Source organism: Marinobacter manganoxydans MnI7-9 (assembly GCF_000235625.1).
In the GTDB taxonomy this organism is placed as follows: domain Bacteria; phylum Pseudomonadota; class Gammaproteobacteria; order Pseudomonadales; family Oleiphilaceae; genus Marinobacter; species Marinobacter manganoxydans.
This window is the reverse complement of record NZ_AGTR01000026.1, coordinates 59483-72872: the sequence shown is the minus strand read 5'-3', so window position 1 is coordinate 72872 and position 13390 is coordinate 59483. Positions and strand designations below refer to the sequence as shown.

Sequence of the window (13390 nt, the reverse complement as noted above, 5' to 3'; positions counted from 1 at the left end):
TAACCAGGTACAGGCAATGAGACAGATCGTACTGGATACAGAAACCACGGGTATCGACCCGGCAGAAGGTCACCGGATCATCGAGATCGGTTGTGTTGAATTGATGGAGCGCCAGCTCACCGGCCGCAACTACCATGTCTATATCAACCCGGACCGGGAAGTAGAGGCTGAGGCGATCACTGTTCACGGCATCACCAACGAGTTCCTTGCCGACAAACCCCGTTTCGCGGAAATCGCCGATGAGTTCTTCGAGTTCATCAAGGGCGCCGAGCTGGTTATCCATAACGCTGCGTTCGACGTCGGCTTCATGGACTCGGAATTCGCCCGTCTCAAGCCGGTACGGAAAACCGCGGACCACTGCGGAATCGTGGACTCGCTCGCTATCGCAAGGGCCCGTCACCCGGGGCAGAAGAACAACCTTGATGCGCTCTGCAAGCGCTACGGTGTGGACAACAGCAACCGTGACCTCCACGGCGCGTTGCTGGATGCGGAGATCCTGGCCGATGTTTACCTCCTGCTTACCGGTGGCCAGACCGCGCTGTCACTGGATGCCGGATCCGAGAACGGTGGCGGTAACGGCGGAATTCGAAGGCTGCCTGCTGACAGAGCGCCCCTGTCGGTGGTTCGTGCCTCCAGTTCAGAGGCCGAAGCCCACGAAGAGTTCATGTCCCTGCTCGAAAAACAGGCGGGCGAAACTGTGTGGGGTAAACTCCAGAGCCCGGAATGAGAACTGGGTCGGGCTGTACCAAATGTTACATTCCGCCTTTCTTGAGGTACTTGAGTTTTATGTTATAAGTAATGATAAGTTCGCCAGTTTTTTGCGAACTGGCTTTGGCCGGAAAAGGGGTTAGCCGGCCCAGAACAAAAAGGCCTGGTACGCGACAGCCGGACCAGTGACCACCAAAGAGGATGCGGTAGTCTCCGCAACATTAACGGGAAGCGTTTATGGTTCAGTCGTCTCTCGCGACGAAATCGCAGTCGTTTGATCTGGTCAAAAGTGAAATAGAGCAGACCATCAAGCAGGCAGAATCCAGCCTTGAACGCTTTCAGGAAAACCGCGAAAGGGGTGAGGATCTCCAGAACTGTGTTGATTTCATCAACCAGTTGCGGGGCATTTTTATTCTGGTGGAGCTGCGGGGCGGAACCCTGCTGTGCCAGGAAGCAGTAACTATGGCCAACGACGTTCCCGTTGGCGCTAATGACGACAAAAACATCCTCCTTACTACCCTCAATAGCGCTCTGTTCATTCTTCGGCGCTATGTCGAGTACTATCATCAGCAGCGGGAAGATCATCCCGAGCTGTTGCTTCCCGTGATCAATGACCTCCGAGAGGCCCGCCGGGAAAAACCCTATCCCGAATCCTGTTTTTTTGATGTCGATGTCAAAGAGAGGCCGGATTTTTGTGCCGGTTTGTCATTGCAGCCGTTTGAAGGCAATGAGGCGGATTACGAAGTCATGGCGCGTCGCATGCGCCTGACCTTCCAGGTTGCGCTTTTGGGAATTCTTCGCGACCGGAACGATGTGGTAAACAAGAAATTGATTGGCCGCGCTTCGAGAGGACTTGCCCGCCTTTGCCAGGGCGCACCTATGGGGCAGATGTGGTGCCTTGTCGGCATTGTTGCGGACACCATGCTTGATCGCGCTATGGTCTTTAACAAGGCCCGCAAGCGCATGTTCATGCGGATCGAGAAGTACGCCCGGGAAGTGGTGTACGTGGGCAAGGTTGCCACGGGTAAAGACGCGCCGGATTCGCTGATTCGGGATCTGGTCTATCTGCTGTACCGCAGCGGGTCTGCTAACCCTGAAGTTACCGAGGTGTTATCCGCTTACCATCTCGCGCCGGCGGATTTTCCGGATTCCATGCTGGAAGCCCATGCGAGCAGGTTGTACGGTCCTGGCAGTGATGTCCTTAAATCCCTTTCGGAAGCCCTTCAGGATGAACTGAACCAGTTGAAGGACAAGCTGGACATCATTGAACGCGGTATCGAGCCGGATCTGGCGGAGCTGTCTTCGATTGCCGATGCCCTCGAACGACTGGCCAACACTTTGGTGATGCTTGACCTGAACAAGCTGGCGGGCGTTTCAAGAGAAGAGGCGAGCAAGCTTCGGGGTTGGGAAGCAGAATCTCGCTTGCCCGGTGATGATGAACTGTATCGACTCGCCGATTCCGTCCTGGGAATCGAAGACGCCGTCATGCAGATCGTGACCCGCGGCATCACGTCGGAAACCGACGCGTTGGCCGGTGGTGAACGCAAGCGGGAGGAGTCTGTCTACCTCCGTGAGGCGCTCTATGTCGTGGCTGACGAAGCCCGTGGGGCATTGACCCTGGCAAAGCGTGCAATCACCGCTTTTATCGAATCCGACTACGACAAACTGCATCTTGCCAATCTGCCTGCAACCCTGCACAGCATCTGGGGTGGCCTGCAAATGGTGAATGATCCCGGAGCCGCCGGGGTTCTTGAGCGGGTTGCGGCTTCAATCCAGGAGCGCTTGCTGGATGCGAAGGAAGCGCCAGCCGCCCAGGTGCTCGAGGCGCTGGCGGACGCTCTGACTTCGCTGGAGTACTACATCGAGAGTATTGGCAAAAGCGAAGACCGCAACGTAGATCTACTGAAACTGGCTGAATCGTCGCTGGACGATGTAGGTTTGTAGTTCCATGTCCCACACGCTCGCTATCATTGTACTGGCCGCTGCCGGCGCTGTGATGGTTATAGCGGGCCTGCTGTTTTTCAGGCACCCCCGATGGTTGCTCACCTGGATTAAAGGAACGGCGGTTTTCGGTGTCATTCTGGCCGGTTTATATGTCCTCGTGATTGCGGTAAATCTGAGCAGCTATCATTCACTGGTAGGCTTGCAGACCGCGGCAAGCATCTCCACCCAGAGACAGGCCGAACAGATCTGGCAGGTTTCCCTTCAGAGTCAGGATGGGTTGTCTGTGGTGAGAACGCTGCAGGGCGATCAATGGCAGATTGACGCCAGGATTCTCCGTTTTACCGGCCCCTTCCGTTGGCTTGATATCGCTCCCGGTTACCGGCTCGAGCAATTGAGTGGGCGTTACACGTCGCTTGAGCAGGAGAGGTCGGCTCCGAGGACTTCCATAGGCCTCGCTGAAGGCATCTGGCCTGATCTCTGGCAGTGGGACCGTCAATTCAACTTGCCGTTTGTGGAGGCCGTGGACGGAAGCATGACGTTCATGCCAATGCGGGATGGGGCTGTTTTCGAGGTAAAGCTATCCTCTTCGGGTCTGGTTGCTGTTCCGGTAAACGAGCAGGCGAGGGAAGCCGTGCAGTTCTGGAATCAATAGATTCTCGGGCATAAAAAAAGCCTGCGTCGAGACGCAGGCTTTTTTGTGCTTGACGGGGGGCAATCAGCCCATCTTGAACAGTTCGCCCAATTTGGTTGCCAGCATCATATCGCCTTCGGCGCGCAGTTGACCTGCCATGAATGCCTGCATGCCGTCGGTCTCGCCTGAAACGATGCCCTGCAGGGTTTCGGAGTTCATGATCAGGGTAACGGATGGATCGTCATGGGCGCCTTCGTGCATTTTGCAGGTGCCGTCATTAATAACGAGGTGGTAGGTCTTGTCGTCCTCGATGTCGAACTGGAATACCAGGTCCAGGCCTTGAGCTGCGTCTGCGTTGAAATTCTGTTCGAGTTGTTCAAATACCTGAGCTACAGACATTGTTTTACCCTTTTGATGGTTGTCTAGTCATGATCACGACGGCTTGATGTCCCTGGCTGCACGAGCCTGATCGGGTGCCCGGGTAGAGCCGACCTCGCAATCCGACTTTATGGTGAGTGGTCGGCCCTGTCAAGATCGATCGAACGCTTGTTTTAATTTTTTTGCTCTCCTTATCACCATAAATTCGGTAAGTTACACTCTTGTTCCCGCACACTGAGTTGGAGAAGCACTTTGGAGTTCCTGACAGAATACGGTTTGTTTTTGGCCAAGATCGTTACTTTCGTGGTGGCGGCCCTGGTAGTGATCTCTGTCATCATGTCCGCGGCCCAGAAGGATCGGGGCGATCATGAGGGCGAGGGAGAACTCAAGATCCGGAAACTCAACGAGAAATACGAAAAGCTGCGTGAATCGATTCAGTCACGGCTGATGTCTGATCACCAAAGAAAGGTGTTCCAGAAGGCCCGGAAAAAGGCTCAGAAGGCGGAGAAGAAAGCGGCCAAGGCCGCGAAGAATACCGATGAGCAGGATGACAGTCGTGGTCGCGTCTATGTTCTGGATTTCGACGGCGATATCAAAGCCAGCGACACAGATCCGCTTCGCAGGGCAATTACTGCGGTGCTGAGTATTGCCGATCCGGAAAAAGACGAAGTGGTTATCCGCCTCGAAAGCGGTGGTGGGCTGGTTCATTCCTATGGCCTTGCGGCCGCCCAGCTGGACCGGATTCGCAGCAAGGGTCTTCGCCTCACCGCCTGCGTTGACAAGGTGGCGGCCAGTGGAGGCTACATGATGGCCTGCGTCGCAGACAGGATCGTTGCTTCGCCCTTTGCCATCCTGGGCTCGATCGGTGTGGTTGCCCAGCTTCCGAATTTCCATCGTTTCCTCAAGAAGAACGACGTGGACTTCGAGGTGCTCACCGCTGGAGAGCACAAACGCACCATGACTATATTTGGTGAAAACACCGATAAAGGCCGACAGAAATTTCTGGAAGATCTTGAAGACACTCACGGTCTTTTCAAAGAGTATGTCAGCGAACGCCGGCCGGACCTGGACATTGCAGCCGTTGCCAATGGAGATATCTGGTTTGGCAAGCGAGCGCTCGAAGTGAAACTGATCGACGAGATCAAGACCTCCGACGAATATCTCATTGAAGCCTGCGACCGGGCAGACGTAGTCTCAGTGGCATATCAGCGCAAGCGGACCCTTCCGGAAAAACTCGGATTGGCCACCAGTTCGGCGCTTGAACACACTGTCTGGAAAGTCCTGGGCGCCTTCCGCAACCAGAAGTTCCAGTAGACCACCGAAAGCGGAGAAGAATGATGACCACCAATTCCGAATTCAAGGCCTGGCGCGTTGAAGAGCAGAACGGCGAGTATGTCGGTGCGGAGAAATCTTTGAGTACTGCCGACCTTCCTGATGGTGACGTCCTGATACGGGTAAGCCACTCTTCTCTCAACTACAAGGATGCGCTGTCGGCTTCCGGCAATAAGGGCGTTACCCGTTCCTTTCCCCATACCCCGGGTATTGATGCAGCAGGAGAGGTCGTCGATTCCGCCACTGGCAACCCCTCGAACGGCAGTCCGGTTATCGTGACCGGGTACGACCTGGGCATGAATACAGACGGCGGTTTTGGCGAATACATCCGCGTACCTGCCGCCTGGTGTGTTCCCATGCCGGAAGGATGGAACGCTCGTACCGCTATGATCTATGGCACCGCCGGCCTCACCGCCGGTCTCTGTGTTCAGAAGCTTCTGACTATGGGCGCCAAGCCGGAGCAGGGCAAAGTCGCTGTTTCAGGAGCCTCCGGTGCCGTTGGCACCGTTGCGGTGGAACTGCTTGCCAAACTTGGGTTCGACGTCGTCGCCATAAGCGGCAAGGCCGACCATGCAGACGATCTCAAAGCTCTTGGGGCTAAAGAAGTTGTGGGTCGTGAAACCCTGGCCGAGGATAAGAAACCCCTCGTTAAACCGGCATTTGCGAACGCTGTCGATACGGTGGGTGGTAGCCCATTGGCCGAACTGCTCAAGCAGATCAAGCCTGGTGGCTCAGTATCCTGTTGTGGTCTCGTAGCCGGTCCGGGCCTTCAGACCACCGTGCTGCCGTTTATCCTGCGAGGCGTGAATCTGCTGGGTGTCGATTCGGTAGAGATTCCCCTGCCAGAGAAAGAAGCGGTATGGAAGAAATTCGCCGGGGAGTGGGCGTGTCCGAAGACCGAAGCGTCTGCCCGGGATATCGGTCGCAGTGAGCTGGATGGGGCGCTGAAGGCGTTCTTGAAAGGTGAATCAGCCGGCAAGATTGTCCTGGATCACTCTAAATAAGAAGCGACTCCAACCGATAAGATGGAATAGAAGAGAGGGAAAAGCCCCTCTCTTCGTACTCTAAAGCTTCATAACTAGGAGGCCCGACGCCGGAACAGCGGGATCTCCGTATCGGTCGCGGCCTGGTAGCCCTGGCTGAAGAAGTTCAGGCACCGCGCAGCTTTGTTGATGTCCTTGTCAGCCCGAAGGACATAAGCATCGAATCCGCAGCGCTTCATGAACTGCAGCTGATCCAGCAACACGTCTCCAATCGCCCGAAGCTCATTCTTGTAGCCGAAACGTTCACGCAGTAGCCGGCCAATGCTGTAACCACGCCCGTCACTGAACTTCGGAAAATTCACAGCAATTACCGGCAGTTCGTTCACCCGACCGTCCAGAATCTCCGGCTCGTCGTGGCTGTCGAACCACACGCCAATCTCCTGCCGTCCGGTAAAATGCTCATAGCCTGCCAGCCAGAGATCCGCAGGGATTAACGCCGGCTGGTCGGCCGGAATATCCAGCGATTCGCCCTCGGCGGGGCGGGGCACCACTACCCAGTTGTCCTGGCGGATGCTGCCATCCGGAGAAATAACGTTAGGCATAAACCCGCTCCTTGAATGGATCAATTCCTACGCGGCGATAGGTGTCGAGGAAGGTTTCCTCTTCCGTGCGCTTGTCCACGTAGACATCAATGATCTTTGAAATCACCTTGGGCATCTCATCCCGTGCAAAGGAAGGCCCCAGAATCTTGCCGATTGAGGCATCATGATGGGACGACCCGCCCAGACTGATTTGATAGAACTCCTGGCCTTTCTTGTCGACACCGAGAACACCAATGTTGCCGACGTGGTGGTGGCCGCAGGCATTCATGCAGCCGGAAATGTTCAGATCGATATTGCCCAGGTCGTACAGATAATCCAGATCATCGAACTGCCGCTGGATGGCCTCGGCCACCGGGATGGACTTGGCATTGGCCAGGGCGCAGTAATCACCGCCGGGGCAGCAGATAACATCAGTCAGGGTGTTCAGGTTCGCGGTACCGAAACCCATGGGCGTAATCGCCTGCCACAGTTCAAACAGCCGATCCTGGCGCACATCGGCCAGCACCACGTTCTGTTGGTGAGTGACCCGGATTTCACCGAAGCTGAACTCGTCTGCCAGATCGGCAATCTGTTCAAGCTGCTTGTCACTGACATCGCCAGGAGGAGTGCCGGTTTTCTTCATCGTCAGGGAGACGATGGCATAGCCTGCCTTCTTGTGGGTGTCCACGTTGTGGGTCAGCCACTGGTCAAAGCCCCGGTTCTCAAACCGCTGGCTGGCCAGCAGGTCCGTGGCATTGTCGATAGCTGCGTAATCCGGTTCGGTAAAGTAGCCCTGGATACGTTGAATCGCCTCGGGCGTCAGCCGGGTCGGGGATTCCTTGATATGCTGCCACTCTGCTTCCACCTTTTCAGCAAAGCCCTCAGGGGTCAGAGCCTTCACCAGAATCTTGATCCGGGCCTTGAACTTGTTGTCGCGCCGACCGTATCGGTTATAGACGCGAAGCACGGCCTCCAGGTAGGTCAACAGATCCAGTTCCGGCAGGAAATCGCGAATTACCGGCCCGACCATGGGCGTACGGCCAAGACCACCGCCCACGTGTACCCGGAAACCGAGATCGCCGGCCTCGTTGCGTACCATCTGAAGCCCGATGTCGTGCACCTGGATGGCGGCTCGATCGGTTTGCTCGGACGCGTTTACGGCAACCTTGAATTTCCGCGGCAGGAAGGCAAATTCCGGATGGAACGTGGACCACTGGCGAATGATTTCGCAGTAGGGCCGCGGATCCGCAATCTCGTCCGACTGAACACCGGAGAACTGGTCTGTGGTGGTATTACGAATGCAGTTGCCGCTGGTCTGGTTGGCGTGCATTTCCACTTCAGCGAGTTCTGCAAGAATGTCGGGAACGTCTTCCAGCGCCGGCCAGTTAAGCTGCACATTTTGGCGAGTGGTGAAGTGCGCATAGCCTTTGTCGTAGTCCCGGGTGATTCGCGCAAGCCGGCGAAGCTGGTCTGAGCGCATCATGCCGTAAGGAACACAGATCCTGAGCATGGGGGCAAGACGCTGAACGTACAGGCCGTTCTGCAGGCGAAGGGGAAGAAACTCGTCTTCAGCCAATTCTCCGGCCAGCGCTCTTTCTGTCTGGTCACGGAACTGGGCAACCCTCTCGGCAGCCATTTGCCGATCGTGTTCATCATATACGTACATAGTGGGAAGATCCTGCTTGAAAGCGACATATCCAGGCCGACGGCCTTATATCTGACTGGAAGGATAACAGCGGGTTTTTATTCTTAAAATGATTATTTCAAAATATGTTTATCGACTCAGGCGATAAGCAGAAGGAACAAGGGACTGGACGAATATCAATTAACTGCTTAACTTGGAGGATGACGTTAGCAGTGTGCGCTGCTGCCGTGATAACAAGAAAAACACGAGACAAAAACTCGGAAAGAGGAACAGACATGAAAAAGACCGCACGTTCTGACAGTCAGGCCGATGCCGTTGCCGCAGTTCTGCTGGTGGTTCTTGCCGTGGCTTTCGCGGTGGTCTGGGTAGCTGGCCAGTAGTCTACTGGCTCGCCAGGACCAGATTTACAATAACGATCAGGCCTACAACAAAGCTGGCTGTGAACAGAATGCCGGCAATGATGTAAGGCCAGGGGCTATGGCTTGAAAAGTCCTCTTCCCGGCGCTTGTCGGACTGAACTCCGAACGCGCCTGCGAGTATGCTTTGCATGACTTTCAATACGCCAGGTCCACGCGGCTTTTTTTCGTCCCGTTTTTCCGCTTCTGAAGATTCAGTCATACATCCGCCCCTGATCTGTGCTTCACCCGAAGCTTACTCTGCCGGATCGTACGCCAGGCTTGGCGCAAGCCAGCGTTCTGCCTCGGCCTTGGAAATGCCTTTGCGTTCAGCATAGTCCTCAACCTGGTCAGCGCCAATTTTCCCTACCGCAAAATACTTGGATTCCGGATGCGCAAAGTACCAGCCGGAGACGGCAGCGGTCGGGAACATGGCAAAGTGCTCGGTCAACTCAATGCCTGCAGTATCAGTGGCCTCAAGCAAATTGAACAAGGTTGCCTTCTCCGTGTGGTCCGGGCACGCCGGGTAGCCGGGTGCCGGACGTATTCCGCGGTACCTTTCCTTGATCAGGTCATCGTTGGCCAGCTTTTCATCAGCGGCATAGCCCCAGAACTCCTGGCGAACCCGCTCGTGCATCCGCTCGGCGAAAGCTTCTGCCAGGCGGTCGGCCAACGCCTTCACCATAATCGCGTTATAGTCGTCGTTGGCATCTTTGAACTCTACCGAGAATTCTTCTGCACCAATGCCGGTGGTGACCGCGAAACCGCCCACGTAGTCCACCGTCCCGGAGCCTTCAGGCGCGACAAAATCCGACAGCGCCATCATGGGTTTGCCCGGTGCCTTTTCATCCTGCTGACGGAGGTGGTGCAGAGTAGTCAGCTCCTCGGTGCAGGATTCGTCCGTGTAAAGCACAACATCGTCACCGCGGCGGTTGGCTGGCCAGAAACCGATGACGCCACGGGCAGAGACCCGCTTTTCATCAATCATCCGGTGCAGAATCTTCTGGGCATCGTCAAAGAGGTGGCGGGCAGCCTCGCCACGCTTCGGGTCATCAAAAATGGCCGGGTACTTGCCAGAAATATCCCAGGACATGAAGAACGGCGTCCAGTCGATGTAGTCCACCAGCTCGTTGAGGTCATATTCCTCGAACACCCGGATGCCGGTGAAAGCCGGCTTTGGAGGCTGGTAGCCTTCGAAGGAGATGTCGGGGGCGCGATCACGAGCTTCCTTCAGGGAAACCAGCTTGGTGCGGTCACCCCGGTTCTTGCGGCGCTCGCGGATTTCGTCATATTCAGTTCGGGCGGCTTCCACAAACTCGGGCTTCGCATTCTTGCTCAGAAGCTGGGATGCGACGTTCACGCAGCGGGATGCGTCCGACACGTACAGCGCGATGTCGTTCTTGTACTGGGGCTCGATTTTTACCGCGGTATGCGCCTTGGAAGTTGTTGCGCCACCGATCATCAGCGGAATGTTGAAATCGAGTCGTTGCATCTCGCGAGCCACGTGGACCATTTCGTCCAGAGACGGTGTAATCAGACCGCTCAGACCAATAAGGTCGACATCGTGTTCTTTTGCAGCAGCGAGGATCTTGTCGCAGGGCACCATCACACCCAGGTCAATCACCTCATAGTTGTTGCATTGCAGGACCACTCCCACGATGTTCTTGCCGATATCATGGACATCGCCCTTTACCGTGGCCATCAGGATCTTGCCCTTGGCTTTCTGGTCTTCCGTTTTCTCCGCTTCGATGTAGGGAATCAGGTGTGCAACAGCCTGTTTCATGACGCGGGCGCTTTTGACCACCTGGGGCAGGAACATCTTGCCATCGCCGAAGAGGTCTCCGACCACGTTCATGCCATCCATCAATGGGCCTTCAATGACCTCAATGGGATGTGTGGCTCTCTGGCGGCAGGCTTCGGTATCGTCCACGATATAGGTGGTAATGCCTTTGACCAGTGCATGTTCCAGGCGCTTCTCCACCGGCCATTCACGCCAGGCCAGGTCTTCCTCCTGGGTTTTGCCGCCTTTGCCTTTGTAGCGTTCGGCGATCTCAAGGAGCCGGTCGGTGGAATCATCACGGCGGTTCAGGACAACATCTTCCACCAGCTCTTTGAGCTCCGGATCGATTTCATCGTAGATCACCAGTTGGCCGGGGTTCACGATGCCCATGTTCATCCCCGCCTTGATGGCGTGGTAGAGGAATACCGAGTGGATGGCTTCACGGACTACATCATTGCCGCGGAACGAGAAGGACACGTTGCTCACGCCGCCGGAAATTGAGGCGTGGGGCAGGTTTTCCCGAATCCAGCGGGTGGCGTTGATGAAATCCACCGCGTAGTTGTTGTGTTCCTCGATGCCTGTGGCAATGGCAAAGATGTTCGGATCAAAAATGATATCCGCCGGGTTGAAGCCGATGCCGGTCAACACGTCGTAAGAGCGCTTGCAGATCTCGGTCTTGCGCTCGTAGGTGTCTGCCTGGCCCTGTTCGTCAAAGGCCATTACCACCACGGCGGCGCCATAGCGCATGCAATCTCTGGCGCGCTTGACGAACTCCTCTTCGCCTTCCTTGAGACTGATGGAGTTCACAACCGCCTTGCCCTGGATGCAGCGCAATCCTGCTTCGATCACATCCCACTTGGAGGAGTCGATCATGATCGGCACCCGGGAGATATCCGGCTCGGAGGCGACGAGGTTCAGGAAGGTGACCATCACCTCTTTCGACTCCAGCATGCCCTCATCCATGTTGATGTCGATGATCTGGGCACCGTTTTCCACCTGATCACGGGCGACGCTGAGGGCCTCTTCGTATTGCTCTTCCTTGATCAGACGCAGGAAGCGCTTGGAGCCGGTGACGTTGGTCCGCTCACCCACGTTGATAAACAGAACATTGTCGTCGCCTGTGAATGGCTCAAGGCCAGAAAGACGCAACGCTTTCGGGCGTTCGGGAATCTTCCGGGGCGGGTACTTGGACACCGCCTGGGCGATGGCTTCGATGTGATCCGGCCGGGAGCCACAGCAGCCACCGATGATGTTCAGAAAACCGTCACGGGCGAAGCCTTCGATGATCTCGGCCATTTCCTCGGGTGTCTGATCGTATTCACCAAACTCGTTGGGAAGGCCGGCATTCGGGTGGGCGCTGACATAGGTTTCCGCCTTTGCAGACAGCTCTTCCACATAAGGTCGCAGGGCGTCGGCCCCCAGTGCGCAGTTCAGGCCAACGGATATGGGTTTGGCGTGGGCCACCGAATTCCAGAAAGCCTCGGTGGTCTGACCGGAAAGGGTTCGGCCGGAGGCATCGGTAATGGTGCCGGAAATCATGATCGGCAGGGTGATGCCGCTGTCCTCAAAATACTGCTGAGTGGCGTAGATCGCCGCTTTCGCGTTCAGCGTATCGAAAATGGTTTCAATCAGGATCAGGTCGCAGCCGCCTTCGACCAGGCCTCCTACCGCTTCGTAGTAGTTATCGACCAGGGTCTGGAAATCGACATTGCGGTAGCCCGGGTTATTGACATCCGGTGAGATGGAGGCGGTCCGCGATGTCGGCCCGACGGCACCGGCAACAAATCGCGGCTTTTCCGGGTTTTTCGCGGTGTACTCATCCGCGATCTGCCGGGCCAGTTCGGCTGCGGCCACGTTCAGTTCCCTGGCAATCGCTTCCAGCCCATAGTCCGCCTGGGAAAGCTGGGTGGAGTTAAAGGTGTTGGTCTCGATAATGTCTGCGCCGGCGTCCAGGTAGTCCGCGTGGATGTTGCGGAGCAGGGCGGGCTGGGTCAGGTTCAGCAGGTCATTATTGCCCTGAACTTCCCGCTCGTAGTCGGCAAACCGATCGCCACGGAACGCCTTCTCGTCCAGCTTGAGATTCTGGATCATGGTGCCCATGCCGCCATCAAGGATCACGATGCGTTCCTGCAGGGCCTTGTGGAGCTGGTCGAGACGGGTGGTGCGATCGGTCATAGGTTTACTTCCGGATGTCGTTAAAAACGCGGTATTAAAATCAATGGCGCGGGATCATAGCAAAATTGCCCGAGCCCGTCTTAGTACGAATGACGATTATCAATTGCCTACTGCAAATACCTGCCAATACGGGAAATTCATTACCTTCGTAAAGCCCGACTATTTTACTTGGTCTTTCATGTTCCCGCGAACTCCCTTAAAATGAATCCAAATTTTCAAACGGGTTGAAAACATGGCTCAGGTTACTGTGACAGATCCCGCTCGGGATTATCTTGCACAACTTATCGAAAAACAGGACGTGGAAGGCATGGGCGTACGTATCTTCGTGACCCAGCCCGGCACCAAAAACGCCGAAACCTGTCTGGCCTACTGCCCGCCTAACGAAGTAGTACCGACGGACGAGCAGGTAGATCTGGACAAGTTCATCCTGTATCTGGACCACAATTCCGTGCCCTTCCTCGAAGAGGCCTACGTGGATTACTCCAAGGACCAGATGGGTGGGCAGCTCACCATCAAGGCACCAAACGCAAAAGTGCCCAAGATTGATGACGACGCACCTCTGCCGGATCGGGTGAACTACATACTCGCTTCCGAGATCAATCCGAATCTGGCCGCCCATGGCGGCGAGGTGTCCCTTGTGGAGATCGTCGACGAATCCGTGGCCGTGCTGCGTTTCGGTGGCGGTTGCCAGGGTTGCTCGGCAGTCAGCCTGACCCTGAAGCAGGGCGTGGAATCAACCTTGAAAGAGCGGGTTCCGGAAATCACTGCAGTGCGTGATGTGACCGACCACTCCTACACCGAAAACGCCTACTACCAGTAAGTCCTTCCTGCCCGGTTT

Annotated in this window: 11 protein-coding genes; 6 read left to right on the top strand and 5 right to left on the bottom strand. The window is 56.0% G+C overall.

Annotation, left to right across the window (positions count from 1 at the left end):
- Positions 1 to 16: 16 nt before the first annotated feature.
- The 3 genes from dnaQ to KYE_RS06720 all read left to right on the top strand — a co-directional run bounded on the left by dnaQ (position 17) and on the right by KYE_RS06720 (position 3304).
- Positions 17 to 727 (top strand): DNA polymerase III subunit epsilon, encoded by a 711-nt coding sequence (dnaQ, locus tag KYE_RS06730; RefSeq protein WP_008171703.1) that lies wholly within the window; start codon positions 17 to 19, stop codon positions 725 to 727.
- A gap of 218 nt (positions 728 to 945) precedes the next feature.
- On the top strand, positions 946 to 2652 hold the full coding sequence (locus KYE_RS06725) for a hypothetical protein (RefSeq protein ID WP_008171700.1): 1707 nt from the start codon (positions 946 to 948) through the stop codon (positions 2650 to 2652).
- A gap of 4 nt (positions 2653 to 2656) precedes the next feature.
- Positions 2657 to 3304, top strand: coding sequence for a hypothetical protein (locus tag KYE_RS06720; RefSeq protein WP_008171698.1), 648 nt, complete (start codon positions 2657 to 2659; stop codon positions 3302 to 3304).
- Between the two features lie 63 nt (positions 3305 to 3367).
- Here KYE_RS06720 and KYE_RS06715 read toward each other — a convergent pair whose 3' ends face one another.
- Entirely contained in the window at positions 3368 to 3682 is a 315-nt protein-coding gene (locus tag KYE_RS06715; protein WP_008171697.1) for an SCP2 sterol-binding domain-containing protein, read from the bottom strand.
- A 231-nt stretch (positions 3683 to 3913) separates the two neighbouring features.
- On the opposite strand from KYE_RS06715, the gene sohB reads away from it, so the two are divergent.
- Complete coding sequence (gene sohB, locus KYE_RS06710; protein ID WP_008171694.1) at positions 3914 to 4975, top strand: protease SohB; 1062 nt, start codon at positions 3914 to 3916, stop codon at positions 4973 to 4975.
- 23 nt (positions 4976 to 4998) lie between these two features.
- Complete coding sequence (locus KYE_RS06705; RefSeq protein WP_008171691.1) at positions 4999 to 5997, top strand: YhdH/YhfP family quinone oxidoreductase; 999 nt, start codon at positions 4999 to 5001, stop codon at positions 5995 to 5997.
- Between the two features lie 74 nt (positions 5998 to 6071).
- On the opposite strand, the gene KYE_RS06700 is transcribed toward KYE_RS06705, so the two are convergent.
- From KYE_RS06700 to metH, 4 genes are all read right to left on the bottom strand, one after another.
- Entirely contained in the window at positions 6072 to 6578 is a 507-nt protein-coding gene (locus KYE_RS06700; RefSeq protein ID WP_008171689.1) for a DUF934 domain-containing protein, read from the bottom strand.
- Positions 6571 to 8223 (bottom strand): nitrite/sulfite reductase, encoded by a 1653-nt coding sequence (locus tag KYE_RS06695; protein ID WP_008171688.1) that lies wholly within the window; start codon positions 8221 to 8223, stop codon positions 6571 to 6573. Before KYE_RS06695 ends, KYE_RS06700 begins: the two co-directional genes overlap by 8 nt.
- Positions 8224 to 8583: 360 nt before the next feature.
- On the bottom strand, positions 8584 to 8820 hold the full coding sequence (locus KYE_RS06690) for a DUF2970 domain-containing protein (RefSeq protein WP_008171686.1): 237 nt from the start codon (positions 8818 to 8820) through the stop codon (positions 8584 to 8586).
- A gap of 33 nt (positions 8821 to 8853) precedes the next feature.
- A complete protein-coding gene (gene metH, locus KYE_RS06685) occupies positions 8854 to 12552 on the bottom strand; it encodes a methionine synthase (protein WP_008171685.1) in 3699 nt (1232 codons plus the stop codon).
- A gap of 232 nt (positions 12553 to 12784) precedes the next feature.
- Here metH and nfuA point away from each other — a divergent pair, with 232 nt between their 5' ends.
- Positions 12785 to 13372, top strand: coding sequence for a Fe-S biogenesis protein NfuA (nfuA, locus tag KYE_RS06680; RefSeq protein ID WP_008171684.1), 588 nt, complete (start codon positions 12785 to 12787; stop codon positions 13370 to 13372).
- Positions 13373 to 13390: the final 18 nt, after the last annotated feature.

Excerpts from the sequence above, each read along its gene's own strand:
- dnaQ (WP_008171703.1), top strand. The coding sequence starts at position 17 with ATGAGACAGATCGTACTGGATACAGAAACCACGGGTATCGACCCGGCA.
- KYE_RS06725 (WP_008171700.1), top strand. The coding sequence starts at position 946 with ATGGTTCAGTCGTCTCTCGCGACGAAATCGCAGTCGTTTGATCTGGTC.
- KYE_RS06720 (WP_008171698.1), top strand. The coding sequence starts at position 2,657 with ATGTCCCACACGCTCGCTATCATTGTACTGGCCGCTGCCGGCGCTGTG.
- KYE_RS06715 (WP_008171697.1), bottom strand. The coding sequence starts at position 3,682 with ATGTCTGTAGCTCAGGTATTTGAACAACTCGAACAGAATTTCAACGCA.
- KYE_RS06705 (WP_008171691.1), top strand. The coding sequence starts at position 4,999 with ATGACCACCAATTCCGAATTCAAGGCCTGGCGCGTTGAAGAGCAGAAC.
- KYE_RS06700 (WP_008171689.1), bottom strand. The coding sequence starts at position 6,578 with ATGCCTAACGTTATTTCTCCGGATGGCAGCATCCGCCAGGACAACTGG.
- KYE_RS06695 (WP_008171688.1), bottom strand. The coding sequence starts at position 8,223 with ATGTACGTATATGATGAACACGATCGGCAAATGGCTGCCGAGAGGGTT.
- KYE_RS06690 (WP_008171686.1), bottom strand. The coding sequence starts at position 8,820 with ATGACTGAATCTTCAGAAGCGGAAAAACGGGACGAAAAAAAGCCGCGT.
- metH (WP_008171685.1), bottom strand. The coding sequence starts at position 12,552 with ATGACCGATCGCACCACCCGTCTCGACCAGCTCCACAAGGCCCTGCAG.
- nfuA (WP_008171684.1), top strand. The coding sequence starts at position 12,785 with ATGGCTCAGGTTACTGTGACAGATCCCGCTCGGGATTATCTTGCACAA.